The 25,664-nt window shown below is 71.6% G+C and carries 28 protein-coding genes and 3 pseudogenes; 18 read left to right on the forward strand and 13 right to left on the reverse strand.

Annotated features, from left to right (window positions below; all coding sequences use genetic code 11):
• Positions 1 to 63 precede the first annotated feature (63 nt).
• Positions 64 to 555 (forward strand): winged helix-turn-helix transcriptional regulator, encoded by a 492-nt coding sequence (locus tag ACQPZW_RS20220; RefSeq protein WP_433796465.1) that lies wholly within the window; start codon positions 64 to 66, stop codon positions 553 to 555.
• 86 nt (positions 556 to 641) lie between these two features.
• On the opposite strand, the gene ACQPZW_RS20225 is transcribed toward ACQPZW_RS20220, so the two are convergent.
• Positions 642 to 1,316, reverse strand: coding sequence for a hypothetical protein (locus ACQPZW_RS20225; protein ID WP_433796466.1), 675 nt, complete (start codon positions 1,314 to 1,316; stop codon positions 642 to 644).
• A gap of 130 nt (positions 1,317 to 1,446) precedes the next feature.
• Between ACQPZW_RS20225 and ACQPZW_RS20230 the strand changes: the two genes are divergently transcribed.
• Positions 1,447 to 1,863 carry an ASCH domain-containing protein gene (locus tag ACQPZW_RS20230; protein ID WP_433796467.1) on the forward strand — a complete coding sequence of 139 codons (417 nt, stop codon included), beginning with the start codon at positions 1,447 to 1,449 and terminating at the stop codon, positions 1,861 to 1,863.
• A gap of 97 nt (positions 1,864 to 1,960) precedes the next feature.
• On the opposite strand, the gene ACQPZW_RS20235 is transcribed toward ACQPZW_RS20230, so the two are convergent.
• Together ACQPZW_RS20235 and ACQPZW_RS20240 are read right to left on the reverse strand one after the other, a co-directional pair.
• Positions 1,961 to 3,196, reverse strand: a complete 1,236-nt coding sequence (locus tag ACQPZW_RS20235) for a cupin domain-containing protein (protein WP_433796468.1) — start codon at positions 3,194 to 3,196, stop codon at positions 1,961 to 1,963.
• Positions 3,197 to 3,204: 8 nt separating this feature from the next.
• Positions 3,205 to 3,462 carry a BatC protein gene (locus ACQPZW_RS20240; protein ID WP_433796469.1) on the reverse strand — a complete coding sequence of 86 codons (258 nt, stop codon included), beginning with the start codon at positions 3,460 to 3,462 and terminating at the stop codon, positions 3,205 to 3,207.
• Between the two features lie 256 nt (positions 3,463 to 3,718).
• Between ACQPZW_RS20240 and ACQPZW_RS20245 the strand changes: the two genes are divergently transcribed.
• The 4 genes and pseudogenes from ACQPZW_RS20245 to ACQPZW_RS20260 all read left to right on the forward strand — a co-directional run bounded on the left by ACQPZW_RS20245 (position 3,719) and on the right by ACQPZW_RS20260 (position 8,048).
• Positions 3,719 to 3,928 carry a heavy-metal-associated domain-containing protein gene (locus ACQPZW_RS20245; RefSeq protein ID WP_433796470.1) on the forward strand — a complete coding sequence of 70 codons (210 nt, stop codon included), beginning with the start codon at positions 3,719 to 3,721 and terminating at the stop codon, positions 3,926 to 3,928.
• Between the two features lie 2 nt (positions 3,929 to 3,930).
• Positions 3,931 to 4,911, forward strand: a complete 981-nt coding sequence (locus ACQPZW_RS20250; protein ID WP_433796471.1) for a hypothetical protein — start codon at positions 3,931 to 3,933, stop codon at positions 4,909 to 4,911.
• A 12-nt stretch (positions 4,912 to 4,923) separates the two neighbouring features.
• Positions 4,924 to 7,181 (forward strand): annotated as a pseudogene (locus ACQPZW_RS20255) (heavy metal translocating P-type ATPase).
• Between the two features lie 147 nt (positions 7,182 to 7,328).
• On the forward strand, positions 7,329 to 8,048 hold the full coding sequence (locus tag ACQPZW_RS20260; protein WP_433796472.1) for an HAD family hydrolase: 720 nt from the start codon (positions 7,329 to 7,331) through the stop codon (positions 8,046 to 8,048).
• 89 nt (positions 8,049 to 8,137) lie between these two features.
• Here ACQPZW_RS20260 and ACQPZW_RS20265 read toward each other — a convergent pair whose 3' ends face one another.
• The 6 genes and pseudogenes from ACQPZW_RS20265 to ACQPZW_RS20290 form a co-directional block, all read right to left on the reverse strand.
• Positions 8,138 to 9,778, reverse strand: coding sequence for an ATP-binding protein (locus tag ACQPZW_RS20265; protein WP_433796473.1), 1,641 nt, complete (start codon positions 9,776 to 9,778; stop codon positions 8,138 to 8,140).
• A 170-nt stretch (positions 9,779 to 9,948) separates the two neighbouring features.
• Complete coding sequence (locus tag ACQPZW_RS20270) at positions 9,949 to 10,359, reverse strand: arsenate reductase ArsC (protein WP_433796474.1); 411 nt, start codon at positions 10,357 to 10,359, stop codon at positions 9,949 to 9,951.
• Between the two features lie 40 nt (positions 10,360 to 10,399).
• Positions 10,400 to 10,789, reverse strand: a complete 390-nt coding sequence (locus ACQPZW_RS20275; RefSeq protein WP_433796475.1) for a hypothetical protein — start codon at positions 10,787 to 10,789, stop codon at positions 10,400 to 10,402.
• Positions 10,790 to 10,833: 44 nt separating this feature from the next.
• Complete coding sequence (locus tag ACQPZW_RS20280) at positions 10,834 to 11,127, reverse strand: aquaporin (protein WP_433796476.1); 294 nt, start codon at positions 11,125 to 11,127, stop codon at positions 10,834 to 10,836.
• A gap of 18 nt (positions 11,128 to 11,145) precedes the next feature.
• Positions 11,146 to 11,823 carry a helix-turn-helix domain-containing protein gene (locus ACQPZW_RS20285; protein WP_433796477.1) on the reverse strand — a complete coding sequence of 226 codons (678 nt, stop codon included), beginning with the start codon at positions 11,821 to 11,823 and terminating at the stop codon, positions 11,146 to 11,148.
• A 33-nt stretch (positions 11,824 to 11,856) separates the two neighbouring features.
• Positions 11,857 to 12,224, reverse strand: a pseudogene (locus ACQPZW_RS20290) (ArsR/SmtB family transcription factor).
• A gap of 123 nt (positions 12,225 to 12,347) precedes the next feature.
• Between ACQPZW_RS20290 and ACQPZW_RS20295 the strand changes: the two are divergent.
• The 3 genes and pseudogenes from ACQPZW_RS20295 to ACQPZW_RS20305 form a co-directional block, all read left to right on the forward strand.
• A complete protein-coding gene (locus tag ACQPZW_RS20295) occupies positions 12,348 to 12,845 on the forward strand; it encodes an N-acetyltransferase family protein (RefSeq protein ID WP_433796478.1) in 498 nt (165 codons plus the stop codon).
• A gap of 9 nt (positions 12,846 to 12,854) precedes the next feature.
• Positions 12,855 to 14,273: an FAD-dependent oxidoreductase gene (locus tag ACQPZW_RS20300; RefSeq protein WP_433796479.1), complete on the forward strand. Its 1,419-nt coding sequence runs from the start codon at positions 12,855 to 12,857 to the stop codon at positions 14,271 to 14,273.
• Between the two features lie 5 nt (positions 14,274 to 14,278).
• Positions 14,279 to 15,250, forward strand: a pseudogene (locus ACQPZW_RS20305) (MFS transporter); the annotation flags it as partial.
• Between the two features lie 138 nt (positions 15,251 to 15,388).
• Here the strand turns inward: ACQPZW_RS20305 and ACQPZW_RS20310 are convergent.
• The gene (locus ACQPZW_RS20310; RefSeq protein WP_433796480.1) at positions 15,389 to 15,559 is read right to left on the reverse strand and encodes a type II toxin-antitoxin system prevent-host-death family antitoxin; all 171 of its coding nucleotides are present in this window, start codon (positions 15,557 to 15,559) and stop codon (positions 15,389 to 15,391) included.
• A gap of 34 nt (positions 15,560 to 15,593) precedes the next feature.
• Between ACQPZW_RS20310 and ACQPZW_RS20315 the strand changes: the two genes are divergently transcribed.
• From ACQPZW_RS20315 to hflX, 3 genes are all read left to right on the forward strand, one after another.
• Complete coding sequence (locus tag ACQPZW_RS20315) at positions 15,594 to 16,826, forward strand: RNA-guided endonuclease InsQ/TnpB family protein (protein WP_433796481.1); 1,233 nt, start codon at positions 15,594 to 15,596, stop codon at positions 16,824 to 16,826.
• 62 nt (positions 16,827 to 16,888) lie between these two features.
• On the forward strand, positions 16,889 to 17,137 hold the full coding sequence (locus tag ACQPZW_RS20320) for a hypothetical protein (RefSeq protein ID WP_433797906.1): 249 nt from the start codon (positions 16,889 to 16,891) through the stop codon (positions 17,135 to 17,137).
• Positions 17,138 to 17,372: 235 nt separating this feature from the next.
• A complete protein-coding gene (gene hflX, locus ACQPZW_RS20325) occupies positions 17,373 to 18,551 on the forward strand; it encodes a GTPase HflX (RefSeq protein ID WP_433796482.1) in 1,179 nt (392 codons plus the stop codon).
• A gap of 118 nt (positions 18,552 to 18,669) precedes the next feature.
• Here the strand turns inward: hflX and ACQPZW_RS20330 are convergent, their stop codons facing one another.
• From ACQPZW_RS20330 to ACQPZW_RS20340, 3 genes are read right to left on the reverse strand one after another with little or no spacing between them, the layout of a single operon-like run.
• On the reverse strand, positions 18,670 to 18,984 hold the full coding sequence (locus tag ACQPZW_RS20330; RefSeq protein WP_433796483.1) for a hypothetical protein: 315 nt from the start codon (positions 18,982 to 18,984) through the stop codon (positions 18,670 to 18,672).
• Positions 18,985 to 19,044: 60 nt separating this feature from the next.
• Complete coding sequence (locus ACQPZW_RS20335) at positions 19,045 to 19,413, reverse strand: DUF3618 domain-containing protein (protein WP_433797584.1); 369 nt, start codon at positions 19,411 to 19,413, stop codon at positions 19,045 to 19,047.
• Between the two features lie 31 nt (positions 19,414 to 19,444).
• Positions 19,445 to 19,873, reverse strand: a complete 429-nt coding sequence (locus ACQPZW_RS20340) for a phage holin family protein (protein ID WP_433797586.1) — start codon at positions 19,871 to 19,873, stop codon at positions 19,445 to 19,447.
• A 511-nt stretch (positions 19,874 to 20,384) separates the two neighbouring features.
• On the opposite strand from ACQPZW_RS20340, the gene ACQPZW_RS20345 reads away from it, so the two are divergent.
• The 6 genes from ACQPZW_RS20345 to ACQPZW_RS20370 all read left to right on the forward strand — a co-directional run bounded on the left by ACQPZW_RS20345 (position 20,385) and on the right by ACQPZW_RS20370 (position 25,657).
• Entirely contained in the window at positions 20,385 to 21,650 is a 1,266-nt protein-coding gene (locus ACQPZW_RS20345; RefSeq protein ID WP_433796484.1) for an acyltransferase family protein, read from the forward strand.
• The gene (locus tag ACQPZW_RS20350; RefSeq protein ID WP_433796485.1) at positions 21,647 to 22,477 is read left to right on the forward strand and encodes a hypothetical protein; all 831 of its coding nucleotides are present in this window, start codon (positions 21,647 to 21,649) and stop codon (positions 22,475 to 22,477) included. The genes ACQPZW_RS20345 and ACQPZW_RS20350 overlap by 4 nt, the downstream gene beginning before the upstream one ends.
• Complete coding sequence (locus tag ACQPZW_RS20355; RefSeq protein ID WP_433796486.1) at positions 22,474 to 23,523, forward strand: CapA family protein; 1,050 nt, start codon at positions 22,474 to 22,476, stop codon at positions 23,521 to 23,523. The genes ACQPZW_RS20350 and ACQPZW_RS20355 overlap by 4 nt, the downstream gene beginning before the upstream one ends.
• A gap of 172 nt (positions 23,524 to 23,695) precedes the next feature.
• On the forward strand, positions 23,696 to 24,007 hold the full coding sequence (locus ACQPZW_RS20360) for a hypothetical protein (RefSeq protein ID WP_433796487.1): 312 nt from the start codon (positions 23,696 to 23,698) through the stop codon (positions 24,005 to 24,007).
• Between the two features lie 175 nt (positions 24,008 to 24,182).
• Positions 24,183 to 25,151: an aldo/keto reductase gene (locus ACQPZW_RS20365; RefSeq protein WP_433796488.1), complete on the forward strand. Its 969-nt coding sequence runs from the start codon at positions 24,183 to 24,185 to the stop codon at positions 25,149 to 25,151.
• A gap of 95 nt (positions 25,152 to 25,246) precedes the next feature.
• Complete coding sequence (locus tag ACQPZW_RS20370) at positions 25,247 to 25,657, forward strand: VOC family protein (RefSeq protein WP_433796489.1); 411 nt, start codon at positions 25,247 to 25,249, stop codon at positions 25,655 to 25,657.
• Positions 25,658 to 25,664 lie beyond the last annotated feature (7 nt).

A 25,664-nucleotide genomic window follows, 5' to 3' on the forward strand; every position in this document is an offset into this window, starting at 1 on the left:
AACCGCTAGCCGTCAACCTAGGGAAAGTGATAGTAATCCGCAATCACTTCGAGGAGGACGTCGATGGTCTCCGCCCCGCGCTCGGGCTGCCCGATCAATCAGGCGGTCGAGGTCCTGGGCGACCCATGGGCGATGCTCGTGCTGCGCGACATCGTGTTCGGCAACCGGCGTCACTTCCGTGAGCTGCTCGCCGGCAGTGAGGAGGGCATCGCGCCCAACATCCTCAGCAGCCGTCTGCGGCGGCTCTCGGAAGGCGGTCTGCTCACCCGGGAGCAGGCCCGGCGCGGACAACGCGCGGCCTACTCGCTCACCGAGGCCGGCATCCAGACATTGCCGATCATGGTCGCGTACGGCACGTGGGGCCTCGCCCACCGCGCGGGCGACCGTCGTCTGCGGGTACGCGCCGAGCTGCTGCGCGACGGCGGCCCCGACCTGCTCGCTCGTCTCATGGACGACCTGCGCCACCTGCACCTCGGCGTGCCCCGCCCGGACCCCCACGCCCCACGGGCGGCCGACGAGTTGCGCGCGGCCTACGAAGCCGCATTGCACGAGTAGGGTTCCCCACCGACACCCGCCCCGACCCCGCGTCGGCGCGGTCCCACCCGCCACGCCACCCGGTCGTGCCTGCTGCCCTTCCTGGATCAGTGCCGGAACACCTGATCAGAAACGCGGAAGACGGTGTTGCACTGCGTGCACTCGGCTCGGCCGAAAAGGTACCTCAACGCGGTGGCGATAGACGTCTGGCCGGCCTGCAGGCTGGCGTGGTAGAGCCGACGACCTGCACCTTCAAGCTCCGTGTCGGTGGCCGGCTGCAAAGGTGACTTCTCGACGACGGGTCTGGTCGCGTAGTCCTCGTGAGTCGCAAAGCGGCCCGCACCGCCGAAGACCACGAAGAGCACCGTCCCGCAGGTGGGGCATTCGATCTCCATCTCCTCGTCGGCGATGCGGTGCAGCTCCGCGCCCCATAGTTCGTCGCCTTCAAGCGCCGCCATCGCCTGCAGCCGGTAGAGGAAGAGCCCGGGATCGGCCGGAGCGGCGAGCCAGTCACCGGCCAGGGAATGCAGGGCTTTCAACTCTTCGGCGAATCGGGGCCAGGACTCCTCGTCCACATCAGCCGCGATCTGGCCGGCAAGGAGTAGGACGTTGTCGCGGTCGCCTGCGGGATAACGGGAGGCGATTGCGGGCAGGCTGTCGATGAGACGCGTTCGGTCGTCCTCGCCGATGCCGACATGACAGACCTGCTCGATCAACTGGTCCCAGTGATGGGAATACGGGTCGGCCTCAGCGCCCGCGAGCATCTGTTCGATCGTCGTCACACCGGAATCGAACCACAGCGATGTGAGGGCGGGCTCCACGCGGTGACGCCCGGCGGGGAGCACGACGTCGCCATCGGCCGGGGCGTGTAACACGCTCGCGTGGCGGCGGCTCGATCGTTAGCCTCGTCTGGTGATCGCCGACCTGCCGACATTCGAGTTCGCCTTTCCGGGCCCGCTGCGCGACAAGCTGGTCACCGCCGTGCTCGACGGGACCAAGACCACGACCACCGGGTTGCTTCAGGACTACGAGATCGACGGCGAGCCGCTGCCGGTCGTCGGCACCCGGGCGGCCGTGGTCGACTCCGCGGGCCGCCGGGTCGCGGTGATCGAGTTGGTCGAGGTGCGGGTGCTCCGCCTCGGCGACGTCGACGTCGACCATGCCCGGGCCGAGGGTGAGGGCGACGACACCGTCGCCTCCTGGCGAGCCGGCCACGAGGGCTTCTGGCACGGTGCGGACTACCGGGGCTGGCTGGGTGACCCGACGTTCACCGTGGACGACGACACGCAGGCGGTGCTGGAGAGGTTTCGCCTGGTAGAGGTGGTCTGACCCGCCGCAGCGAGAAACGGGCCGGCCGCTGCGAGAAACGGGCCGGGATCACGCCGGGATCTTCGGGTGGCCGGCACGAGAACCATGGGCGCAGCCGTCACGCGGGCACCAGCACGCCTTCGGTGAGCAGGCGGCGGACCAGCACCAGACGATCCGCGTCGTCTTCGAGGGGCAGATCGCCGACCCGGTGCGATTCGCCGTCGAGGACCAGGCGCAGAGCCGGCTCGCAGAAGTCCGGGAACGTCAGCGTCCGCTGGGGCGAATGCAGCGTGACCTGGCCGTCGTTCTCCCGGTCGAGACGCCATCGCAGGCCGGGGCGGGCGGTCACCATGCCGGCCGGGGCGAGCGCGTCGGCGAAGTCGAGCTGCGCGAGGGGGCTGATCGGCGCCGGGCGGGCGGCCGGCCAGGACCGCCGGCGCAGCCGGTCGGCGATCTGCGCCGGTTCGACCGTGGTGAGCCAGGACCGCAGCGCGTCGACCGTCTCGGTCAGCTCACCGTCGACCGCCTCCGGGTCGGTGGGGTCGAAGCCGTACGGCAGACTCGCCCGCAGCCGCGGGTCGGCCATCGCGAGCGTGAGCAGCTCCTCGACCAGGGCGTAACGGGTCAGGCCGCGGATGCCGACGGTCAGGTGCAGTGACCGGCCGCCCTGCGCCCGCGCCGAGTGCAGCCAGCCGCGCGGCAGGTAGAGGGCGTCGCCGGGGGAGAGCACGACGTCGAGCGCGGGTTCGCCCTGTGCGGTGGCGGCCACCTCGTCGGCCCGGCCGCCCCAGGCCTGCTTCTCCAGCGGGTCGGGCAGGACCGGCGGGTGGATGCACCAGTGTTTGGTGCCCTCGACCTGCAGGACGAACACGTCATGGGTGTCGTAGTGGGTGCTGAATCCCTGACTCGACGGCGGGGTCAGGTAGGCGTTGATCTGCAGCGGGCGGTTCAGCTCGGTGCCGAGCCGGCCGGCGAACTCGATCAGCGGCGGCCACAGCCGGTGCAGGCCCTGCAGCACCAGGGTGGCGCCTTCCGCGTACAACCGCATGACCTGCTCGTCGAGGACCTGGTCGGAGATCTCCGCGCCGACGCCTCCGCCGCCGGTGTAGCGGCCGCCGGGCAGGACCTTGCCCTGCTGGGCCACTCGGAGGAACGGAGTCCGCAACCCCCGGCGGCTGAGTAGCTCGTCGACGGCGGCCGAGGAGAGCAGGTCGGTGAAACCGTCCGGGCCGCCGATGTCGGCGGCCCGGGACAACAGTGGTTCCCGACCCCAGTGTGTGGCGGCGAACTCGTCCGGGGCGACCGTGATCACCCGGGGCAGAGCGGTGGCCGGCCGGTTCTGGGTCGTGGTCATGCGATCGCTCAGGAGGCGCTGCCGTCGGCGCCGCCGTCGGCACCAGCGGGGTTGGCGCCGCCGTCGGCCGGTCCCTCCTCCGACGCGCCGCCGTCGGCGCCGCCGTCGTGGGTGCCCGGGTCGGCTCCACCGTCCGCGGGGCCCTCGCCGGAGGCCCCGCCGTCAGCGCCGCCGTCGTGGCCGGCAGCGTTCGCGCCGCCGTCGGCCGGTCCCTCGTCCGAGGGGTCCGACGGGCCGGAGTTGATGTCGTCGTTGCTGAGTGTCATGTGGATCCCTCGCCGTGCCGGGGCTCTCGAGGATCGAAAGCCGTCGGCCCGCTCATACCCGACCATGACGAGTTCATGCGATCCCGAGTCAAAGATCATCACAGTCGGCCGTTCGGCGCGACCTGCGGATTCGGGACTGATCCGCCCTCGTGACCGCCCGTCGCGGCTCGCCCCGGTTTCATACCCCCAGGGGGTATGGGTATAGTGGTGTCCGGGCGGCGGCACCAGCCACAGTTCCCTGTGAAGGAGAAGCGACATGACAACCCAGAGCATCTACACCGTGACCGGCATGACCTGCTCGCACTGCGTCAACTCCGTCGACACCGAGGTCCGGCGCCTGCCCGGGGTGACCGACGTCCAGGTCGACCTGCCCTCCGGTGCGGTCACGGTCACCAGTGACCAGCCCCTCGACGAGACCGCGGTCGCCGCGGCCATCGACGAGGCCGGCTACGAGCTCGTGAGGTAGAGGTGAACACCCCCACCAGACTGGCAGCCTTCGGCCTGGGGCTGGCGGTCGTCTTCACCGCGGCCCTCGGCCTCGGCCGTGCCGCCGGCCCCACGGCGGCCCCCGCCGCCCCCGCAGCACACGACCAGCACAACGAGCCCGCCACGGCCGCGGACGTCACCGCGCTGCCAGCGGGGCTGCAGGTCACCCAGGACGGCTACCGGCTCCAGCCGATCAGCACCGACCTGGCCGTCGGCGACGCCGCGCCCTTCCGGTTCCGGATCCTCGGCCCCGACAACCGGCCGGTCACCGACTACACGGTCAGCCACGACAAAGACCTGCACCTCATCGTCGTACGCCGTGACCTGTCCGGATTCCAGCACGTGCACCCCGAGCGCACCGCCGACGGCACCTGGTCGGTCCCGCTCGCCGTCACCGCACCCGGCCAGTACCGGGTGTTCGCCGACTTCCAGCCCGCCGCCCGCAGCGACGGTCTCACCCTCGGCGCCGACGTGCCCGCCCCCGGCGACTACCGGCCCCGCCCACTCCCGGCGGCCGAGCGCAGCACGACCGTCGACGGCTACACCGTCACCCTCACCGGCGACCTCGTGCCCGGCGGCTCCTCCCCACTGACACTGAGCGTCAGCAAGGACGGCGCGCCCGTCACCGACCTGCAGCCCTACCTCGGGGCGTACGGCCACCTCGTCGCCCTGCGCGAGGGCGATCTGGCCTACCTGCACGTGCACCCCGACGGCGCACCCGGCGACGGCAGGACGACGGCCGGACCCGACATCGTCTTCCACGCCGACGTGCCCTCCACCGGCGACTACCGGCTCTACCTCGACTTCCGGCACGACGGCACCGTGCGTACCGCCGAGTTCACCGCCACCGCCGGCACCGCGGCGGCCTTGCCCGAACCACCTGCCGCAACCCCTGTTCCCGCCGCCCCGTCGGCAGAGCCGAGCGCGACCGGGCACGGCGCCGACGGCCACACCCACGGCTGAGGAGAAGCACCGATGGCGAGCACGCTGCCCCTGCCGACCGCACCCCACCGGATCGAGTTGTCGATCGGTGGCATGACCTGCGCCTCCTGCGCGTCGCGGATCGAGAAGAAGCTCAACCGCATGGACGGGGTCACCGCCAGCGTCAACTACGCCACCGAGAAGGCGTTCGTCACCTACGACGACGCCGTCACCCCCGACGCGCTGATCGCCACGGTCGAGAAGACCGGCTACACGGCGGCCCTGCCACCGCCACCGGTGCCCGACGACCCGGCCGCGCCGGCCGAACCCACCGACGAGTTGCGGGCGCTGCGCACGCGGCTGTTCACCGCTATCGCGCTCAGCGTCCCGGTCATCGTCCTCGCGATGGTTCCGGCCTGGCAGTTCACCTACTGGCAGTGGGCGTCGCTGACCCTGGCCGCCCCGGTCGTCGTCTACGCCGGGCTGCCCTTCCACCGGGCCGCCCTGATCAATCTGCGTCACGGCGCCGCGAGCATGGACACCCTCGTCTCGCTCGGCACCCTGGCCGCGTTCGGCTGGTCGCTGTGGGCACTGTTCCTCGGCACCGCGGGCGTCCCGGGCATGACCCATCCGTTCACCCTGGACATCGGCCGTACCGACGGCGCCGGTGCCATCTACCTCGAAGCCGCCGCCGGGGTCACCACGTTCCTGCTGGCCGGCCGCTACTTCGAGGCCCGCTCCAAGAAACGCGCCGGCGCCGCCCTGCGCGCCCTGCTCGAGATGGGCGCCAAGGACGTCACCGTCCTGCGCAACGGGGCCGAGGTGCTGATCCCCGTCGGGCAGCTGAGCGCGGGCGACCGGTTCGTGGTCCGGCCGGGGGAGAAGATCGCCACCGACGGCGTCATCGAGGACGGGACCTCCGCCGTCGACGCGAGCATGCTCACCGGCGAGTCCGTTCCCGTCGAGGTCAGCCCGGGGGACACCGTGGTCGGCGCCACCGTCAACGCCGGCGGACGCCTGATCGTACGGGCCACGCGTGTCGGCGCCGACACCCAGCTCGCGCAGATGGCCGACCTCGTCGAACAGGCCCAGAACGGCAAAGCCGCAGCCCAGCGGCTCGCCGACCGGATCTCCGGGGTGTTCGTGCCGATCGTCATCGCCCTCGCCGTCGCCACCCTCGGCTGGTGGATCGGCACCGGCAACGGCCTCACCCCCGCGTTCACCGCCGCCGTCGCCGTGCTGATCATCGCCTGCCCGTGCGCGCTCGGCCTGGCCACCCCCACCGCGCTGCTGGTCGGCACCGGCCGCGGCGCCCAGCTCGGCATCCTCATCAAAGGCCCGGAGGTCCTGGAGTCCACCCGTCGCGTCGACACGATCGTGCTCGACAAGACCGGCACCGTCACCACCGGCCGGATGACCCTCGCCGCCACCGTGGCCGCCGACGGAGAGGACGCCGACGAGCTGCTGAGACTGACCGCCGCCGTGGAGGCCGCGTCGGAGCATCCGATCGCCCGCGCCGTCGCCCACGCCGGCGCCGACCGCGGTCCGCTGCCCCCGGTCACCCTTTTCACGAACCTGGAAGGACTGGGCGTCAGCGGCACCGTCGACGGCCACGACATGCTCGTGGGCCGGCCCCAGTTGCTCCGTGAACGCGGCTACACGATCAGCGCCGACATCGAACAGGCGCTCCGGGCCGCACAGCAGTCCGGGCAGACCGCGGTGGTCAGCGGCTGGGACGGGCGTACCCGGGGATTATCGCCGTCGCCGACGCCGTCAAACCGACCAGCCGCGAGGCGATCACCGCGCTGCGTGGCCTCGGCCTGACGCCGGTCCTGCTCACCGGCGACAACGAGACCGTCGCGCGGGCGGTCGCGGCCGAGGTCGGCATCGACGAGGTGATCGCCGACGTCCTCCCGGCCGGCAAGGTCGACGTCGTCAAACGACTGCAGGCCGAAGGCAAGGTCGTCGCCATGGCCGGCGACGGCGTCAACGACGCCGCAGCGCTGGCTCAGGCCGATCTGGGGCTGGCCATGGGCACGGGTACGGACGTCGCGATCGAAGCGTCCGACCTGACGCTGGTCCGCGGTGACCTGCGCGCCACCGCCGACGCGATCCGGCTGTCACGGCGAACCCTGCGCATCATCAAGAGCAACCTGTTCTGGGCGTTCGCCTACAACGTGGCCGCGCTGCCGCTGGCCATGGCCGGCCTGCTCAACCCGATGATCGCCGGCGCGGCGATGGCGTTCAGCTCGGTGTTCGTCGTCGGCAACAGTCTCCGGCTGCGCCGCTTCACCAGCATCATCACCCCGTGAGCGGGCCCTCCTGAAGGACCGGCAGGCCGACGGCCGGCGCGGGCACGACTCCGCGCCGCCGTCACCTGCCGGCCGGCGGCGGTCGGCCATCAAGCGTGGCGTCGCAGCGTGCCGCGCGACCGAGGGACGAGCCGGATAGGCTGCGGCATGCTGAACAGTGCCGCGCCCGAACCGATCGAGGGAGTCATCTTCGACTTCCATGCCACGCTGGTGGGAGGCGGCGACGCCGGTCATTGGATCGAGGCGGCCTTCCGTCGTCTGAGGGACGACGCAGATGCGGACCCCGGCCTGAGTACGGACCAGATCGCGGGCCTTCGTGAGCATCTCGATCAGATCTGGCAGCACGCGCACACCATCGATCCCGGAAGCGAGCGGGATCTGAGCCGGGATCGTCACCGGGAGGTCTTCACCAGGACGGTCGCCCTGTTTCCCGGCGTCAAACCCGATCTGATCGCCGCACTGTATGCAGTCATGCCGGAGCAGTGGGCACCCTTCGACGACACCCTGCCGGTCCTGCGGGAACTGAAGTCGCGCGGTGTGAGGATCGTGGTGCTGTCCAACATCGGGCTGGACATCCGTCCCCATCTCGATCGAGCGGGCGTGAGCGGCCTGCTCGACGGGGTCGTGCTCTCCTTCGAGGTGGGCCTGGTGAAGCCCGACCCGGCCATCTACGCTCACGCGCTGGAACTGCTCGGCGTTCCCGGCGACCGGACCTTGATGGTCGGTGACAGCCCCAGAGACGACGTCGGCGGCGTCCCCCTCAAGATCCGAACACTGATCCTGCCGCGTACCGACGGCCCGGTCCATGGCCTGGGCATGGTGCTGCGGATGGTCGGAAACGAAAGGGGGAGCACAGCGTTGTCGTGACATCGAGCGACATCCGGCCCGGACGCCGCTCGATCTCGACGCGGAGAGACAGGCGCTCGGTCGTCATGGATGGCCGGTGTGGCTTCGACTTATTCCGGGGGTTTGGTGGGCAGCTCGACGGTGAAGGTGGTGCCGGGGCCGTCGTGGTCGGCCAGGGTGATGCTGCCGTGGTGGCGTTCGAGGATGGTGCGGGCGACGACCAGGCCGAGGCCGGTGCCGGGGATACGCCGGTCGAGTGCCGTGGAGGCGCGGTAGAAGCGGCGGAACAGCCGGGGCCGTTCGGCGGCGGGGATGCCGATGCCGGTGTCGGCGACCGACCAGGTGATCCATTCGCCGCTGTGGTCGGGGTCGCTGCGGGTGCCGGTGGTGACGGTGATGGTGACGGTGCCGCCGGCCGGGGTGTATTTGATCGCGTTGGACAGCAGATTGTCGGAGACCTGCCCCAGCCGGCAGGCGTCGGCGTACAGCGGCAGCCGGGCCGGCATCGTCACGATGACGGTGAGGCTCTTCGCGGCGGCGGCACCGGCGAGGGCCTGCACCGACGCGTCGATGATCTCGGTGAGGTCGGTGTCGGCCAGGTGGATGGCCAGATGCCCGGACTCCAGACGGGCGAGGTCGAGCAGGTCCTCGGTCATCACGGTGAGCCGTCGGGCATGGCGGTTGATCGTGTCGAGGTAGCGGCGCAGGTCCTGCTCGGAGAGGGTGTCGGCTTCCTCGCCGACCATCTCCGCGGTCGCGGTGATGACGGTGAGCGGATTGCGCAGCTCGTGGGTGACCAGGGCCAGGAACTCGTCCTTGGTGCGGGCCAGTTCCACCGCCAGTTCCTCGGCGCGGCGGCGTTCCAGGTACTGCCCGACGTGCGCGGCGATGCCGGACAGCAGCCCGATGAGGGTGTCCTCGGGCTCTTCGGCGCGGTCGCCGTAGACGCACAACGCGCCGAGGACACGGCCACCGGCCCACACCGGCACGCCGACCGCGAGATGCAGGCCGACCGCGGCGGCGGCACGGCTGCGCAGCAACGCGGTGTCGGCGGCCAGGTCCGCCACCCACCACGGGCGGCGCCGCGCGTAGACGCGGCCGGGCAGTCCCACGCCGTAGTCCATCTCCGCCAGCGCGAAACCGCGTAGCCTCAGGCCCGGCGCCGAGTGCCGGCCGGCGCAGACCAGCAGCTGCCGCTCGGCGTCGGCCAGCCACAACTCGGTCACCGGCCAGCACATCTTCACGCCGAGTGCCTCGACCACCCGGGCCGCGGCCGCGATGCTGGACGCGGCTTCGACCAGCCCCCGCGAGACCGCGGCCTCCACGGCGGCGAACTGGCCGGCCCGGACCCGGGCGCTCACGTCGTGCGCGAAGGCGTGGAAGACCGGCCCGTGCGGGGTGGTGGTGACGGTCAGGGTCATCTCGATGGGGAACTCGTGGCCGTCGCGGTGCAGCGCGGACAGTTGCAGCCGCTGTCCCAGCAGCCGCCGGGGCCCGCCGGCGGCCACCCGTGCCAGGCCGTTGCGGTGCCGGACCCGATAGCGCTGCGGAATGATCAGGTCGGCGACGACCTTGCCGCACACCTCGGCGTGCCCATAACCGAACAGCTTTTCGGCGGCGGCGTTCCACCCGACCACCCGATCGTGCGCGTCGACGGCGACGTACGCCTCCAGTGCCGCGGCGAGAACGGCCTGCGGCTCGTGCAGCATCTGGTGATCGCAGCTGACCGGTGTCACGTCCGTCTGGTCCATGGCCGTTCCCTCCTCGCCGCCCTGTTACCAGGCGGTGCAGTCCCGCGCGGATGCCCGTCTTCGGGGGAGGTGGAACAGTCGCTTTCCCGGCAGCGTACCGCCGATGTCCCTTCGGGGACCCCGCAACGGACACCTCGCCGCGGGGCCCGTGGGGTCGACGTGTCCGGTGGTCAGGTGGCCGGGACCAGGTCGGCGAGCAGGGCCTCGATGCGGGTCTTGATCTCGTCGCGGATGGGGCGGACGGCGTCGACGCCCTGGCCGGCGGGGTCCTCGAGTTTCCAGTCCTCGTAGCGTTTGCCGGGGAAGACCGGGCAGGCGTCGCCGCAGCCCATGGTGATGATGACGTCGGATTCCCGGGCGGCGTCCCAGGTGAGTCTCGTGGGCGTCTGGTCGGTGATGTCGATGCCGACCTCCTTCATCGCCTCGACGGCGGCGGGATTGATCGTCTCGGCGGGCTCCGAGCCGGCGGAGCGGACCTCGACAGTGTCCCCGGCCAGGTGGCGCAGCCAGCCGGCGGCCATCTGGGAGCGGCCGGCGTTGTGGACGCAGACGAACAGGACGGTGGGCTTGGTGTCGTTCATGAGTTTGTCCCTCTCGAGAATCGGTACGGCTGGGGCAGGGTCAGACGGTGTGGCCCGGTTCGGCGACGACCTTGCCGGCGGTGTCGCCGACGCTGGGGTAGAGGGCGAGCAGGACGCCGACACCGAGGATCAGGCCGAGGATCTGTGCGATGACGAAACCGGGCACCGAGGCCGGGGCGATGCCGGCGAACGTGTCGGTGAAGGCGCGGCCGATCGTGACCGCGGGATTGGCGAAGCTGGTGCTGGAGGTGAACCAGTAGGCGGCGCCGATGTAGGCGCCGACCGCGGCGGGGGCGACCGGGGTACGGCCGGACCGGGCGAGGGCGAAGATCAGCAGGAGCAGGCCGGCGGTGGCGACGATCTCGCCGAGCCACAGGTTGCCGGCGGCACGGTCCTTGGCCGACAGGGTGACGGGAGCCAGGTCGAACATCAGGTTCGCCAGGATCGAGCCGCCGATCGCGCCCAGGGTCTGCGCTACGGCGTACCCCCGAGGTCCTTGATCTTCAGTCCGGTGCCGGATCGGCGGCCCAGGAACCAGTCGGCGGCCGAGACGGCCGGATTGAAGTGGGCGCCGGAGACCGGGCCGAACGTGAGGATCAGCGCGCAGAGGGCGAGCGCGGTGGCGACCGAGTTCTGGAGCAGTTGGAGGCCGACGTCGTCGGGCGACAGCTCCACCGCCATGATGCCGGAGCCGACGACGGCGGTGACCAGCATCGCGGTGCCGAGGAACTCGGCGAGAAGCCGCCGCCACAGGGTGATCTGGTGCATGGGTCGAGGAGCTCCGGTTCAGTCGACGGGAAGTGCGGGCTTGATCCGGTCGATGCGGCCGGCGAGGTCGGTGTAGACGGCCTCGAACGCCTCGTCGGTGTCGGCGCGTGCGGGGTCGGGAATCGACCAGTGCAGCCGGGGGCGGATCGGGCCGGTGAGATCTTCGTGGGCGTTGTCGCAGACGGCGATGACCAGGTCGCCGTCGTGCAGCACGTCGCCGACGTGGCGGGTGCCGGTCGGGTCCAGGGCGAGGCCGTGCTCGTGGGCGACCCGCACCGCGCGGGGGTGCACCCGCTGGGCGGGTGCGGTGCCGGCGGAGGTGACCTCGCCGCCGATGCGGTCACGCCACAGGGCGGCGGCCAGCTGGGAGCGGGCGGAGTTGTGGGTGCAGACGAACACCACCCGGTCTGCGGCGTCGAGCCGTGGCGTGGTCAGCGAGGACAGCACGCCGGGCACCAGGCGTAGGTAGGTGCGGCGGCGGTCGCCCTCGGAGCGGGTGCGGACCAGCAGGCCGGCGTCCTGCAGCACTCTCACGTGGTGGGCGATCAGGTTGGTCGCCATGCCGAGCTCGGCGGCGATCTCGCCGGGGGAGGCGTCGCCGAGGGTGAGCGCGTCGACGATAGCCAGCCGGGCTGGATCACCGAGCGCGGCGTGGAGGCGAGCCCGTGCCTGCAGCGAAGAAGAGTCAGCGTTCATTGACTCAATTCTTACTGACCTATGGGGTACGGATCAAGGGCTGGGCGTGAGCAGGGTGGCGAGCTGGCGCATCAGGGCGGGGCGGGGCGGTAATACACCCAGCTCGCGCGGCGCTCGGCGTCGACCAGGCCGGCCTCACGCAACGTCTTGAGGTGGTGGGAGATGGTCGAGCCGGAGACCTCGAAGGCGGGGGTGAGGTCGCAGACGCAGATCTCACCGTCGGGTGCCGACGCGATCATCGACATCAGCTGCAGCCGGACCGGGTCGCCGAGCGCCTTGAACGCCGCCGACAGGTTCACGGCGGCGGCCGAGTCGATGCGCTGCTGGGCCATGGGCGGGCAGCAGGGCGCCTCGGCTGGAGTGCTCGGAGCGGTGGGGGTGGGCGCGGCCGGTTTCGACATGGGTCGAGTTTGACAATTATCGAATCGGCGTGCAACTCTCGATTTCGAGAACGATCGAATCCAATGGTTGTCGAAACAGCTTCGTGTTCGACCGCCGTACCCCGGCACGAAGGAGGGCTGCGCATGGATCTCCTCGTGCGGCCGATGACCGCCGACGACGCCGCACCGGTCCTGGCGATCTATCAGGCCGGCCTGGACAGCGGCGAAGCCAGCTTCGAGCACACCGCGCCGACCTGGGAGGTCTTCGACAGCACCCGGCTACCCGACCACCGGCACGTCGCCGCCGACAGCGGCACCGTACTCGGATGGATCGCCGTGTCCCCGGTCTCCGCCCGCGCCGTCTACGCGGGCGTGGTCGAGCACTCCGTCTACGTCCACCCGCGAGCGCAGGGCCGTGGCGTCGGCCGGCTCCTGCTCCAGACGCTCATCGACTCCACGGAGGCGGCCGGCGTCTGGACCATCCAATCCGGGATCTTCCCCGAGAACACCGCCAGCCTCGCCCTGCACCACGCCTGCGGCTTCCGCACCGTCGGCATCCGGCAGCGCATCGCCCGCCACGCCGCCCACGGCGACCGGTGGCGCGACGTGGTCCTGCTCGAACGCCGCAGCCCGCTTCTCTAGGAGTCAATCATGTCCAGCCAGCTCTCCACTCTTCCCGTCGTGGTCATCGGCGCCGGCCCGGTCGGCCTCGCCGCCGCCGCCCAGCTCACCGAACGTGGCCTGCCGTTCCTCGTCCTCGAATCCGGCGACGGCCCGGCCGACGCCGTCCGCCGGTGGGGCCACGTCCGGCTGTTCTCGCCGTGGCGCTACGACATCGACCCGGCCGCCGCCCGCCTGCTGACCCACGCGGGCTGGGTACGACCCGACGACGACAAGCTGCCCACCGGCGCCGAGCTCGCCGCCGACTACCTCCAGCCGCTCGCCGACCTGCCCGCGATCAAGCCGTACCTCCGCTACCGGGCCCGCGTCGCCGCGATCACCCGCCTCGGCCTCGACCGCGTGCGCAGCCTCGGCCGCGAGCAGGCCCCGTTCCTGATCCGCCTCACCGACGGCGAAGACGTCCTCGCGAGCGCGATCATCGACGCGTCCGGCACCTGGGACACCCCGAACGTGCTCGGTGCCTCCGGCATCCCCGCCCACGGTGAGACGGCCGCCGCCCGCTTCGTCGAGTCCGCCCTGCCGGACGTGCTGGGCCGTGACCGCGACCGGTTCGCCGGCAAGCGGGTGCTCGTGGTCGGCGCCGGCCACTCCGCCGCCAACACCCTGCTCGCGCTCGCCGACCTCGCCGGCCGGGTCCCGGGTACCAGCGTGAGCTGGGCCATCCGTGCCACCAGCCCGGCACGCACCTACGGCGGGGAGGCGGCCGACGCGCTCCCGGCCCGCGGCGCGCTCGGCTCCCGGCTGCGCGAGCACATCGAGAACGCCACGATCACCCTGTACACCGGCTTCTCCGCACGGCACCTCACCACCGACGGTGACACGGTGACGGTCTCCGACGGCGAACGGTCGATCACCGTCGACCGGATCGTGTCGGCCACCGGATTCCGCCCCGACCACACCATCACCGGCGAGCTGCGCCTCGACCTCGACCCGATCCTCGGCTCGACCCGCGCGCTGGCACCGCTGATCGACCCGAACGAGCACTCCTGCGGCACCGTCCCACCGCACGGCGTCGACGAGCTCACACACCCGGAGACCGGCTACTACGCCATCGGCGTCAAGAGCTACGGCCGCGCTCCGACGTTCCTGCTGGCCACCGGCTATGAGCAGGCCCGCTCGGTGGTCGCGGCGCTCGCCGGGGACTGGGCCGCAGCCCGTGACGTGCAGCTGGACCTGCCGGAGACCGGCGTCTGCAACAGCGACCCAGTCGAAGGCGACGACACCGTCACCGGCGGAGGCGGCTGCTGCGGGACCCCCGCCTCCGCCGTGGCGGAACCGGCCGGGCGCGGGCCGGCCACCGGGATCTCCGGCGGGCTGCTCACCGCCCCGCTGAACCTGATCACCCTCGGCGCCGAGCCCGCCGAGAGCCAGGGCGGCTCCTGCTGCTGAACCCGGTGAACATCAGCGATCCGCCGGCCACCCCGGGTGGCCGGCGGCCGTTCCACGGGTGGCGGATCGTCGCCACCTTCGCCGTCACCCAGACCCTCGGGTACGGCACCCTCTACTACGCCTTCGCCGTCCTGCTGCACCCGATCGCCACCGCCCTGCACACCACACCCGCAGCCGTGACCGGGGCGTTCACCACCGCCGTCCTCGCTCAAGCCGCGGCCGCGATACCCGTCGGGCGCCTGCTCGACCGGCACGGCGGCCGCGCCCTGATGACCACCGGCACCCTCCTCGGCGCCGGCATGCTGGTCGCCTGGTCCCAGGTCGGCACCGTGTGGCAGCTGTACCCGATCTTCGCCGGGCTCGGCGTCGCGATGGCGATGGCCCTCTACGAGGCCGCCACCCCGGTCCTGGTGTCCTGGTTCGACGCGGCACGACGGCCGACGGCGATCCTCGGCATGATCGTCGTCGCCGGGTTCGCCAGCACCATCTTCATGCCACTGACCGGGTGGCTCACCGACCGGCACGGCTGGCGTACCACGCTGCTCGTCCTCGCCGGCCTGTACGCGGCCGTCGCCGCCCCGCTGCACCTGCTCGTCGTACGCCGCCCGCCGCGAACCCCCGACGCGGCGCGCCGCGGCGTCGCGCATCGCCGGACCCTGATCCGGGCCGCACTCCGCGACGCACGGTTCTGGTGGCTGGCCGTCGCGTTCGTCGCCCACGCCGCCGCGATGACCACCATGACCGTCCACCTCGTCGGCTACCTGGTCAGCCGGGGCCACCCCGCCACCTTCGCCGCCGGCGTCGCCGGTCTTCTCGGCGTCCTGTCGGTCACCGGCCGGCTGCTGCTCACGGTCACCGCCCGCCGTGCCGGGCTGCACCGTACCGTCGCCGCCGTCTTCGCCCTGCAGGCCGCCGCGGCCCTCAGCCTGCCGGCGGTCGCCGGCACCCGGACCGGGGCCGTCGCCGCCGTCGTCGCCTTCGGGCTCGGCTTCGGCATCGCCAGCCTCGCCACACCCCAACTGCTCGCTGACCGCTACCGGAATGCATGCCAGTGCTCCGGCCTTCAGGCCGGGGGTGAAGGCATGCGCGGGAGGGCCGCCAGGCCCGAGCGTGCTCTAACCCGGCGGCTGGTCGATCTGCTCGGCCATGGGTACCGGCACGATGGCTGCGATCCGGCGGCCGTTGCGGGTGACATAGGTGATCTTGCCGTGAACGGCGGTGCTGTTCAGGATCTCGGCCAGGTTCTGTCGCAGGTCGGCCACGCGGATCTCGTTCGAGTCAGTCACGGCGCCCAGCGTACATTGGTGTACGTTGTTGTACATGCAGCTCCGCTACAACTTCCGGATCACCCCGGACGCCGCCCAGCGCACCGCGCTGGCGCAGGCGTTCGGGTGTGCCCGGGTGGTTTTCAACGACGGGCTGCGTCTGCGTCAGCAGGCCCGCGAGGCGGGCGAGAAGTATGTCTCGGACGGCGATCTCTCCAAGATGGTCATCACCCGGGCCAAAGCCACCCCGGAACGGGCGTGGCTGGGCGAGGTGTCCTCGGCCGTGCTGCAACAGGCCCTCGCGGATCTGAACGTGGCCTACCGCAACTTCTTCGCCTCGGTCACCGGAAAGCGCAAGGGCCGCAAGATTGCCACACCCCGGTTCCGGTCCCGCAAGGACAACCGGCAGGCGATCCGGTTCGCCAGGAATGCCCGGTTCAAGGTCCTCGACAACGGCCGACTCAGGTTGCCGAAGATCGGCGACCTGCCCGTGCGCTGGTCGCGGACCCTGCCCTCGGATCCGTCCAGCGTGACGATCATCAAGGACGCGGCAGGGCGGTACTTCGCCTCGTTCGTCGTGCAGACCGGCGGGGACGAGGTGTTGCCGCCGGTCGACTCCGAGGTTGGCATCGACCTGGGGTTGACCCACTTCGCGGTCATGTCCGACGGTACGAAGGTCACCGCCCCGAAGTTCCTGCGCCGGGCGGCCCGCAAGCTCAAACGGTTGCAGCAGGCCCTCTCCCGCAAGCAGAAGGGCAGCAACCGCCGCAAGAAGGCCGTTGTTCAGGTCGCTCGCGCTCATGCGCGGGTGGCCGACACCCGGCGGGACTGGCAGCACAAGCTGTCCACGGCGATCATCCGCGACAACCAAGCGGTGTACGTCGAGGACCTGTGCGTCCTCGGTCTCGGCCGGACCCGGCTGGCGAAGTCCGTGCACGACGCGGGCTGGGCCGCCTTCACCGGCATGCTGGAGTACAAGGCGACGCGTTATGGGCGCACGTTCGGCCGGGTGGACCGGTTCTTCCCGTCCACCCGGATGTGTTCCGACTGCGGCCGGATCAACGACAAGATGGCGCTGAACGTCCGGGAGTGGGACTGCCTGTGTGGCAGGCACCACGACCGGGACGTCAATGCCGCCATCAATATCAAGGCCGCCGGACAGGCGGACTTCAACGACCGTGGAGCGCAGGTAAGACCAGGACTCGTCCCGGCACCGCGCAGCGAAGCGGTAACCCACCCGGACGTTGCGTGTTCCACGCGCAGCGTGGAGGGACTCTCCGTCCTTTAGGGCGGAGAGGATGTCAAGGAACCACCGCCTACGCCGGTATCGCCGGCACCCTCGCCGCCCTGGTGACCCTCGCCAAGGCCGGCGCGCCCCTGGCCGCCGCCGGTCTGCTCACCACCACCGGCGGCTACCCGGGCGTCCTGCTCGCCGTCGGCGCCGCCGGCCTGACCGCCGCCGCCGGCATCCTCACCCGCGCGGAGTCTCCACCGCCGGCTCTCACCACGAACGCCGCGGCGCGCAACGCAGGCCACGGCCGGCGGTTCAGCGCCGGAGTCCGTGCACGTACGGTCCCCGAGCCGCCGACCGATCGCTAGGCGGCGGGGGTGCGGTCCGCGTCCGCCATGACGCCGGCGTACGTCGTCGAGCCGTCCGTGCCGGACACGTACGGGGCCGATCCGAGGTGCGACGGGCAGCCGGGTCATCGCGGGCAACCATGAGCGGAGGCCGAGGCCCGCCCACCCTGTCGTACGGCCTCACCGGGCGCCACCCGCATGAGTCGGGGAAGCCGGGGTAGCCGGGCCGGGACGGAAACCGGGGAAGGGGGTTCTGATGGCCGGCATGTGGCTGCTCGGAGCAGGGGTCGGTGACTCGGGGGACCGGCCGAGGGTCGTACTGGTCGCCGTGCGGCGCGCCGACGACGACGATGCCGCGGCGCCCGGCACCGAGACGTCGCTGGCGGAGTTGCGCCGGCTGGCGGACACCGACGGACTGGCGGTGGTGGGTGAGCTGGTGCAGAACCGGGAGCACCCGGACCCGGCGACCTTCGTCGGGTCGGGCCGTGCCGGTGACCTGGCGGAGCTGGTGGCGGAGCGGGCCGCCGCACTGGTGATCGCCGACGGCGACCTGGCTCCGGGACAGGCGCGGAACCTGCGCGAGGTGGTGGGGGTCCCGGTGGTGGACCGGACCGCGCTGATCCTGGACATCTTCGCTGAGCACGCCCGGTCCAGTGAGGGCCGCCTCCAGGTCGAGCTGGCGCAGATCGCCTACCAGTTGCCGCGGCTGCGCGGCGAGGGCCGGGGACTGTCGCGGGTCGGCGGCGGCCGGATGGCCGGCGGTGCCGGCATGGGCGTCCGCGGCCCCGGTGAGATGCGCCTGGAGGTGCAGCGCCGCAGGCTGCGTCAACGGGCGTCGCGGCTGCGGGCGGAGGCCGCCGAGCTGGGCCGTCGCCGGGAGCGGGTCCGCCGTCGCCGATCGCGTAACCAGGTGCCGTCGGTGGCGATCACCGGGTACACCAATGCCGGGAAGTCGGCGCTGTTGAACCGGCTCACCGGCGCCGGGACGCTGTCCGAGGACGTGCTGTTCGCGACCCTGGACCCGACGGTGAGGCGGACCGCCGCCGACGGCCGGGACTTCACGCTGACCGACACCGTGGGTTTCGTCCGGAACCTCCCGCACCAGCTCGTCGACGCGTTCCGCTCGACCCTGGAGGAGGTGACCCGCAGCGACCTGGTCCTGCACGTGGTCGACGCCTCCGCCCCGGACGCCTTCGGGCAGATCACCACCGTGCACGGGGTGCTGCACGAGATCGGCGCCGGGCAGCTTCCCGAACTGCTGGTGCTCAACAAGATCGACGTCGCGCTACCGGAGTACGTGAGCGCGTTGCACCGGGCACACCCTGAGGCGGTCGCCGTCTCCGCACTGACCGGTGAGGGGATCCCTCCGTTGCGTACCGCGCTGAGCACCTGCCTGCGGCGGTTGGGGGCGGTCGCCCCGGCGGTGGCGCGATGAACCGAGCGGTCGGGCGCGAACGCGGGTGGGCTTCCTTCGATGGTCGTGTTTCCATCGTCGGACTCCCACCCGCGGGCGGCGGAGACTGCCGGAGGGGCCGGCCGTTCGTGTCAGGCGGTCACAGTGAGGAGTCGCCGGTGGGCAGTGTCGAGGCGCGGCCGGCACGCGGCTTGCGGCGGGGGGTGCTGGGCTCGCCGACCACGGCCAACGGGGTGGTCGGCGGCTGCTCGACCGCCGCCGCGTCGAGTTTGGCGTTCACGGCGTCGACACCGTTGCCGAGCAGTGACTTCGCCTTCTCCTGCGCCTGCACGGCGGTCGGGTGCGCGGCGACCTTACGGGCGGTCGCCGTGATCTGCTCGTACCGGTCGCGGCCCGCACGGCTGCCCAGGACGTATCCCACCGCAAGGCCGGCTGCCAGCTTAATCAATGCCATTGCTCTCTCCGAACTCTGTGGCTACTTCAGGTCTTCGACGTGCTCGAACGACGCGGGGGATCAGCGGTACCGGTCGAGCCAGGTCGCCGGCCAGGAACGGGCGTTGCGGGCGTTGCGGGCGGCCGTGGCGGCGCGACGCCGCTGGACGACGACGAGCACCGTGCCGGCCACGACCGCCACCGCGACTGCCGCGGCTGTCGGCGGCGCTGCCCGCCGTACGGTGGGATTCCGGCCGGCCTCGGCCACCCGCTGTTTCGACGTGCCGGCGACCTGCGCCGTCCGGGTCTTCGCGACGGCGAGCTGCTGACGCGTACGGTCGGCAACGTCACCGAGCGCCTGCTTCGCGCGAGCCTTGACGTCGGTCTTGGCCGCGAGGGCCTCGACGGTGTCGCCGAGCTCGGCGCGGGTCTGCTCGATCTCCTCGCGCAGCTGCTCCGGCTGGGCGGGAACCTGGGGGAAGTCATGATGTGTGTCGTCCTCGCTGTGCGGCGTTCTTGACGGTCTGCAGGTCGCTCTCCACGCCGGCGACTGCCTGCTCCGGAATGAGCGGCCCGGCCTTGGCCAGTTCCTTCTTGCCGATCAGGGCGGCCGCACCGGCGGCGGCGAACACCACGACCATCACGGTCAGGACGGCCAGCCACAACGGCCACACCAGGTCCAGGGCGACGACGGCGAGCGTGATCAGCAGGCCGATCCCGAACCAGGCCAGCACTGCGGCCGCACCGAACAGGCCACCGCCGATCCCGGCTCGCTTGCCCTTCTCCGTCAGCTCGGCCTTGGCCAGCGCCAGCTCGTCGCGCACCAGGGTGGAGATCTGAGCCGCAGCGGTGCTCACGAGATCCGCTGTGGACGCCGTTGCAGGACTTGTTGTCCGATATGAATCATCTATCGTCACGATGCGTACCTCCTCGCTGTCACGACGATGCTGATGCCCTGCCTGTCAGCAGGCGAAACCGCTCTGACGACTCGCCCACGATTACGAGAAGTGCTCGTCTCTCGGTGTGGCGCTCTCCGCCGGCACCAGCGGTCCCGCTCCAGCGATCCGCCCGCGTCGCGAACCGAGTCCCGGCCCCGGACACACCGGGCCGACCACATCGCCGGACCCGGCCGTCGCCACTCGTTCGTGGACGCCTGAAACGGCGGACCTCATCGCCGAGACGGCGGTGGGTGGTCGGTCATGAGCGCGATGGGCTCCGACCCTCACCTTTCCTAGGTTGGACAGGCCGCCGGCCACGTCCCGCGTTTCTCATCCCGCTGTGAACAGCGACCCCGGGCGCGAACGCCGCCGGGGGTGCAGGACGGCAGTCACCCAGCGGCAGGGTCCGGCCCGCGCCCGGTGGGCCACCGATCGCCGGTGGGTCACCGCCCGGTCGTGCAGCTGATCTGGAGGGATGCGGGACGTGGCGATTGCTGGTGAACGAGAACGGCCCCACGATCCCGAGCGGTCCTGGTACGCCTTCGCCGAGGCGATGACCATGCAGCTGCCCCAGATCGAGGCCCGATCGCGCCCGGACGGCCCCCGCGCGGACTGGGCCGATCTGGCCAAAGGACTGTGCATCATCCTGGTGGTGCTCTGGCACGTGATCATGAAGCACTACCTGCAGATCGACTGGCACATCCCGGTGCCGCTCCCGGGCGCCTGGGGGACGTTCGGCGAGCAGTTGCTGCCGTTGCGCATGCCGGTCTTCTTCACCATCTCCGGCATGTTCGCCGCCGCCGCCGTCCAGCGGCCGTGGCGTGTCGTCCGGCGCAGCCGGATCGCGACGTTCTACTACCTGTACGCGATCTGGTTCACCGTCCACACCGTCGTGCTGGCCATCGTGCCGCGGTTCGACACGCTCGCCGCCCACAGCATCCTCGACGTGCTGCAACAGCTCACCGTCACGCCGACGAACCTGTGGTACCTGAGCGCGCTCGCCGTCTACTTCGTGATCGCCAAGGCGACCCGCCGCCTCCCCACCACGGTGGTGCTGAGTGCCGCGTTCGTCCTCTCCGCGGCGGCGTCGGCGGGTCTGCTCGCCGGACCGGGCAACCGCGGTCAGATGTACCAGAACCTGCTGTTCTTCCTCGCCGGGCTGCGGCTCAAGCCCTGGGTGGAGAGGCTGGCCGCCGCGTCGACGCCACCGCTGGTGATCGTCGGCGGCCTCGGCTATCTCGGCTTCATGGCGCTCCTTCAGGTGCTCGGGGCCCGGCAGTGGTTCGGCGTGTGGCCGGTGGCCGGCGCACTGGCCGTGATGCTCGGGGTCGCCGGCGCCGCCCAGTTGCAGCGATGGCGGTGGCTCGCCAGGCGCCTGACCCGCCTGGGCCGCCGTACCCTGCCGATCTATGTGATCCACATGCCGCTGCTGGCGTTGCTGCACTGGGCGCTGCTGGGACCGTTCTCCCGGCTGGGCACCCCGGCCCAGCTCGTACTCGCCACGGTTCTGCCGGCGGCGCTGACCGCGGTGATCATCTGGCTGTCACTACTGCTGCATCGCGCTCTCACCCGTACCGGCGCCTCCTGGTTGTTCGCTCTTCCGGCTCCTCGCCCGGTGCAGGGTCAGCCGAGCTGGATGGACGAGCCGACGCAGGTGCTGCCCGTGCTGTGGGCGGACGAGCCGACCCGGGTCCTGCCGGTGGTGCGGGCGCGTAAGCCCGCCCGGGTGCCGGCGACGGTACCGCGATGACCAGGATCGTCCGTGCCGCCCCGGCGCTCGCCGGCGCCGCGCTGCTGCTGATCGTCCTCGCCACCACGGTCGAGGGCCACTACCTGCAGATCGAGTGGCAGGCGACCGCCGTACCCCTGGCCTGGTGGTATGCGGCGGACGTCGCCGGGACGGTGGCCGTCCCGGCGTTCCTCGGCGCCGTGGGGCTCGGCCTCGGCGGCCTCGCCGACCGGCCGCTGGCCGACGTGCTGCGCACCCGGGTCGCGCCGAACCTCACCTGGTACGCCGTGTCCGTGTCGGCGACCCTGATCGTGCTGTGGCGGCTCGGGCCGGTGTACGGCCTGCCGCCGGTCCGGGACCTGCCCGAGCTCCTCCGTCTTCTGCTGCTCCCGCCGACCGGCCTGGCTCTGACCTACGCTCTGGCCCTGTTCCCGCTGCTCGCCTGGACGGCCCGCGGTCTGCCACGGCCGCTCCTCGTCGCCGCCGCCGTCACCCTTGCGGTCGTGGCCGGTGTGGCCGCCGCCCGCAACCCCACCTGGGCCACGGCCGCCGGACTCACCCGGAATCTGCTGTTCTTCCTGGTCGGATGGCATCTCGCGGTGCCGGCCCACCCGGTGGCCGGTGCGCTCGCGGCGGTCGGCCGGGCGGCAGCGCCGATCGCCGCCCTCGCGCTGCCCGCGACCGCTGCCGTCGGCGGCGCCCTGGTGAGGCGACTGTCGGCTCTGGACGGCCCGCTCCAGATCCTCGCCGCCGTTGCCGAACCCGTTCTGGTCGTCGCCCTCGTCGTGGTGGCCGGCCTGGCCGGACACCGGTGGCGTGCACGCGTCCCCCGGCCGGTGACCCGATGACGCCGCCGCGCCTGCCGGGCCGCGCCGCGCTGATCGCGACACTCGCCCTGAGCCCCGTGGCATGCGAGGCACAACCCGCCCGCCCGGAGCCCGAGGTGGTGATCGCTTTCGGCGGCGACGTCCACTTCGAAGGCCGGGTCCAGCGCCTGCTCACCGACCCCGGCTCGGCGTTCGGACCGGCCGCGCCACTGCTGTCGGCAGCCGACCTGACATTCGTCAACCTGGAGACCCCCATCACCCGGCGCGACGAACCGGAACCCAAGCGGTACGTCTTCCGCGCCGACCCGGCGGCGGCGACGGCCCTGCAAGCTGCCGGGATCGACGCGGTCAGCCTCGCCAACAACCATGCGATGGACCACGGCCGGGGCGGTCTCACCGACACCATCACGGCCGCCCGCGCTGCCCGGGTCGGCGTCTTCGGGGCCGGCCAGGACATCGGCGAGGCATACCGGCCATGGCGTACGGAGGTCCGCGGCGTCCGCGTCGCCGTGTTCGGTTTCAGTCAGGTCGACGATCTGGCCGACAGGTGGACCGCGGGACCCGACCGGGCCGGCATGGCGATGGCCTTCGACACCGATCGGGCGGTACGGGCGGTGGCCGCGGCCCGCACGGACAACGACCTCGTGGTGGTCATGCCGCACTGGGGCGTTGAAGGAGACCAGTGCCCGTCCCGCGAGCAGCAGGACCTCGCCCGGCGGCTGGCCGACGCCGGCGCCGACATCGTGGTGGGCGCCCACGCCCACGTCCTGCAGGGCGCCGGGCGGCTCGGATCGACTTTCGTGGCGTACGGCCTGGGCAACCTGCTGTGGTACAGCTCCGGCCTGTTCCCACCGTTCAGCGCACGCTCCGGAATCCTGACCCTGACCGTACGCGGCCGCACCGTCGTCCGATCCGACTTCACCCCGGTCCTCACCTCCGACTCCGGCCGCCCCCAGCTGCTCACCGGCGCCCGGGCCGACATCGCCAGGCACAACTACGCGACGCTGACCCGATGCGCGGAACTCGCCGATCCCGCGGCGGACTCGTCCGGCCTGTTCGGCCCATGACCCCGGTCGCGGGCCGGAGGGGCAGCATCGCCGGCACCCAGATCGCGGCAAGCAGACGGCCGCCGGCCCGCCGACCCTGAACACGGCGGCGATCACCGCGTGCAGCGCCGCCGAAGCCGACTCCGGTCCGGTCTTCGACGACGGACCTCGCGGCAGCGAGATCTCCGCCGAGGTGGAGGCCTCCCTCGGCCCCAGGATCACCCTGAAGTTCGACATCACCGGCGCCGAGACCTTCAGGGGTACGACCACCGCGCTCGCCCCGTCCGGTGGCGCACACTTCCTCAAGACCTGCGCGGAGTACGCAGCCGGCACCGCCGACCGGCAGTACCTGGCGCCCGGCCTGCTCGACGGCCCGATCGGCGACCACGAGATCACCCTGGAGATGTGGATCGCCGACTACGCCGGTCCCGGCACGTACCCGAAGGACCGGCTCGTCGCACCCGGCTCGCGCCCGAGCATCGCGATCGACAGCTCGCCGTCATGACGAACGACTGGAACGGCCCGCTCGCCGTGCCGGGCCGCCCGCGCAGCGATCTCGACGACGCCCCGATCGCGGCTCCACCGCGGCGACCAGGTTGTTCACCCGGAAATCTCGCGTGCGAGTCTGGGTGGCGTGGCCACGCGGCGTGGGCACGCCGGCTGACGCAGGAGGTACCGCAATGCAGTACACACGGCTGGGACGTACCGGCTTGAAAGTGAGCCGGGTCGGGCTGGGCTGCATGAGCTACGGCCGGGCCGCGGCCGGCATGCACCGGTGGACCCTGGACGAGGACGCGGCCGCGCCGTTCTTCCGGCAGGCCGCCGAGTCGGGGGTGACGTTCTGGGACACCGCCAACGTCTACCAGGGCGGCACCTCGGAGGAGTTCGTCGGGCGGGCGATCAGCCGGTTCGCGCGGCGCGAGGAGATCGTGCTGGCCACCAAGGTCAGCGGGAAGATGCACGACGGACCGGGCGGCAGCGGCCTGTCCCGTAAGGCGATCCTCGAGCAGGCCGACGCCTCGCTGCGCCGGCTGGGCACCGACTACATCGACGTCTACTACCTCCACCGGTTCGACACGGAGACGCCGGTCGAGGAGACCATGCAGACCCTCGACGATCTGGTACGAGCCGGCAAGGTCCGCTATCTCGGCGCGTCGTCGATGTGGGCCTGGCAGTTCGCGAAGCTGCAGCACACCGCCGTGGTCAACGGCTGGACGACGTTCGCGGCGATGCAGGACCAGTACAACGTGCTCAAGCGCGAGGAAGAACGGGACATGATCCCAATGTGCCTCGACCAGGGTGTCGGCCTGACTCCGTACTCCCCGTTGGCCAAGGGCCGCGCCGCCCGCCCATGGGGTCAGCAGACGTCCCGGTCCGCGTCGGACGACGTGGCCAAGGCGTTCGACCGTGACGTCGACGAGCCCGTGGTGAACGCGATCCAGAAGGTCGCCGAGGCGCGTGGCACCGCGATGGCCCAGGTGGCCCTGGCGTGGCTGCTGTCCAAGCCCGCCGTCTCCTGCCCGATCGTCGGGGCCACCAAGCCACACCACCTGCAGGACGCGGTCGCGGCCCTCGACATCGAGCTCACCGACGGTGAGATCGCCGCACTCGAAGCCCCCTACCTGCCCCAGGACAACTACTGGTGGTGACGACCGCGGTGCGGCCGTTACTCGTAAACGGGTCGAAACCGTTGTGGATCTTCGATATCTTGCGGGTCCCGAGAACCCGGCTGTTGGAGAAGCGTATGAGCTCTGTCATCAACCACCTCACCGTCGACTGTGTCGGTGACCCCTACGACCTGGCGCAGTTCTGGAGCGCGGTCACCGGCAACCCGCTGAGCGACGACGATCAACCGGGAGATCCGGAGGCCGTGGTGATCCCGCCGGCCGGCACCGGCCCTCTGATGCTGTTCGTCCAGGTGCCCGACGCCAAGACGGTGAAGAACCGGATGCACGTGGACCTCAAGCCCACCGACCGCACCCGCGACGAGGAGGTCACCCGCCTGCTCGAGATCGGCGCCCGCCTGGTGGCCGACCACCGCCGGACCGACGGCACCGGCTGGGTCACCCTCGCCGACCCGGAGGGCAACGAATTCTGCGTCGAGCGCTCAGACCGCGAACGCGACGGCCACCGCTCCGACGGCACGCCGACCTGACCGAACA

Source organism: Actinoplanes sp. CA-252034, from assembly GCF_050956125.1.
Lineage (GTDB): Bacteria > Actinomycetota > Actinomycetes > Mycobacteriales > Micromonosporaceae > Actinoplanes.

Bases quoted from the DNA above. Each gene is read 5' to 3' on its own strand.
- ACQPZW_RS20280 (WP_433796476.1), bottom strand. From the start codon at position 11,127: ATGCACCAGATCACCCTGTGGCGGCGGCTTCTCGCCGAGTTCCTCGGC.
- ACQPZW_RS20295 (WP_433796478.1), top strand. From the start codon at position 12,348: ATGGATCTCCTCGTGCGGCCGATGACCGCCGACGACGCCGCACCGGTC.
- ACQPZW_RS20235 (WP_433796468.1), bottom strand. From the start codon at position 3,196: ATGACCACGACCCAGAACCGGCCGGCCACCGCTCTGCCCCGGGTGATC.
- ACQPZW_RS20285 (WP_433796477.1), bottom strand. From the start codon at position 11,823: ATGAACGCTGACTCTTCTTCGCTGCAGGCACGGGCTCGCCTCCACGCC.
- ACQPZW_RS20355 (WP_433796486.1), top strand. From the start codon at position 22,474: ATGACGCCGCCGCGCCTGCCGGGCCGCGCCGCGCTGATCGCGACACTC.
- ACQPZW_RS20365 (WP_433796488.1), top strand. From the start codon at position 24,183: ATGCAGTACACACGGCTGGGACGTACCGGCTTGAAAGTGAGCCGGGTC.
- ACQPZW_RS20245 (WP_433796470.1), top strand. From the start codon at position 3,719: ATGACAACCCAGAGCATCTACACCGTGACCGGCATGACCTGCTCGCAC.
- ACQPZW_RS20315 (WP_433796481.1), top strand. From the start codon at position 15,594: ATGCAGCTCCGCTACAACTTCCGGATCACCCCGGACGCCGCCCAGCGC.
- ACQPZW_RS20300 (WP_433796479.1), top strand. From the start codon at position 12,855: ATGTCCAGCCAGCTCTCCACTCTTCCCGTCGTGGTCATCGGCGCCGGC.
- ACQPZW_RS20270 (WP_433796474.1), bottom strand. From the start codon at position 10,359: ATGAACGACACCAAGCCCACCGTCCTGTTCGTCTGCGTCCACAACGCC.
- ACQPZW_RS20240 (WP_433796469.1), bottom strand. From the start codon at position 3,462: ATGACACTCAGCAACGACGACATCAACTCCGGCCCGTCGGACCCCTCG.
- ACQPZW_RS20330 (WP_433796483.1), bottom strand. From the start codon at position 18,984: ATGGCATTGATTAAGCTGGCAGCCGGCCTTGCGGTGGGATACGTCCTG.
- ACQPZW_RS20275 (WP_433796475.1), bottom strand. From the start codon at position 10,789: ATGTTCGACCTGGCTCCCGTCACCCTGTCGGCCAAGGACCGTGCCGCC.
- ACQPZW_RS20370 (WP_433796489.1), top strand. From the start codon at position 25,247: ATGAGCTCTGTCATCAACCACCTCACCGTCGACTGTGTCGGTGACCCC.
- ACQPZW_RS20260 (WP_433796472.1), top strand. From the start codon at position 7,329: ATGCTGAACAGTGCCGCGCCCGAACCGATCGAGGGAGTCATCTTCGAC.
- ACQPZW_RS20265 (WP_433796473.1), bottom strand. From the start codon at position 9,778: ATGGACCAGACGGACGTGACACCGGTCAGCTGCGATCACCAGATGCTG.
- ACQPZW_RS20350 (WP_433796485.1), top strand. From the start codon at position 21,647: ATGACCAGGATCGTCCGTGCCGCCCCGGCGCTCGCCGGCGCCGCGCTG.
- ACQPZW_RS20220 (WP_433796465.1), top strand. From the start codon at position 64: ATGGTCTCCGCCCCGCGCTCGGGCTGCCCGATCAATCAGGCGGTCGAG.
- hflX (WP_433796482.1), top strand. From the start codon at position 17,373: ATGGCCGGCATGTGGCTGCTCGGAGCAGGGGTCGGTGACTCGGGGGAC.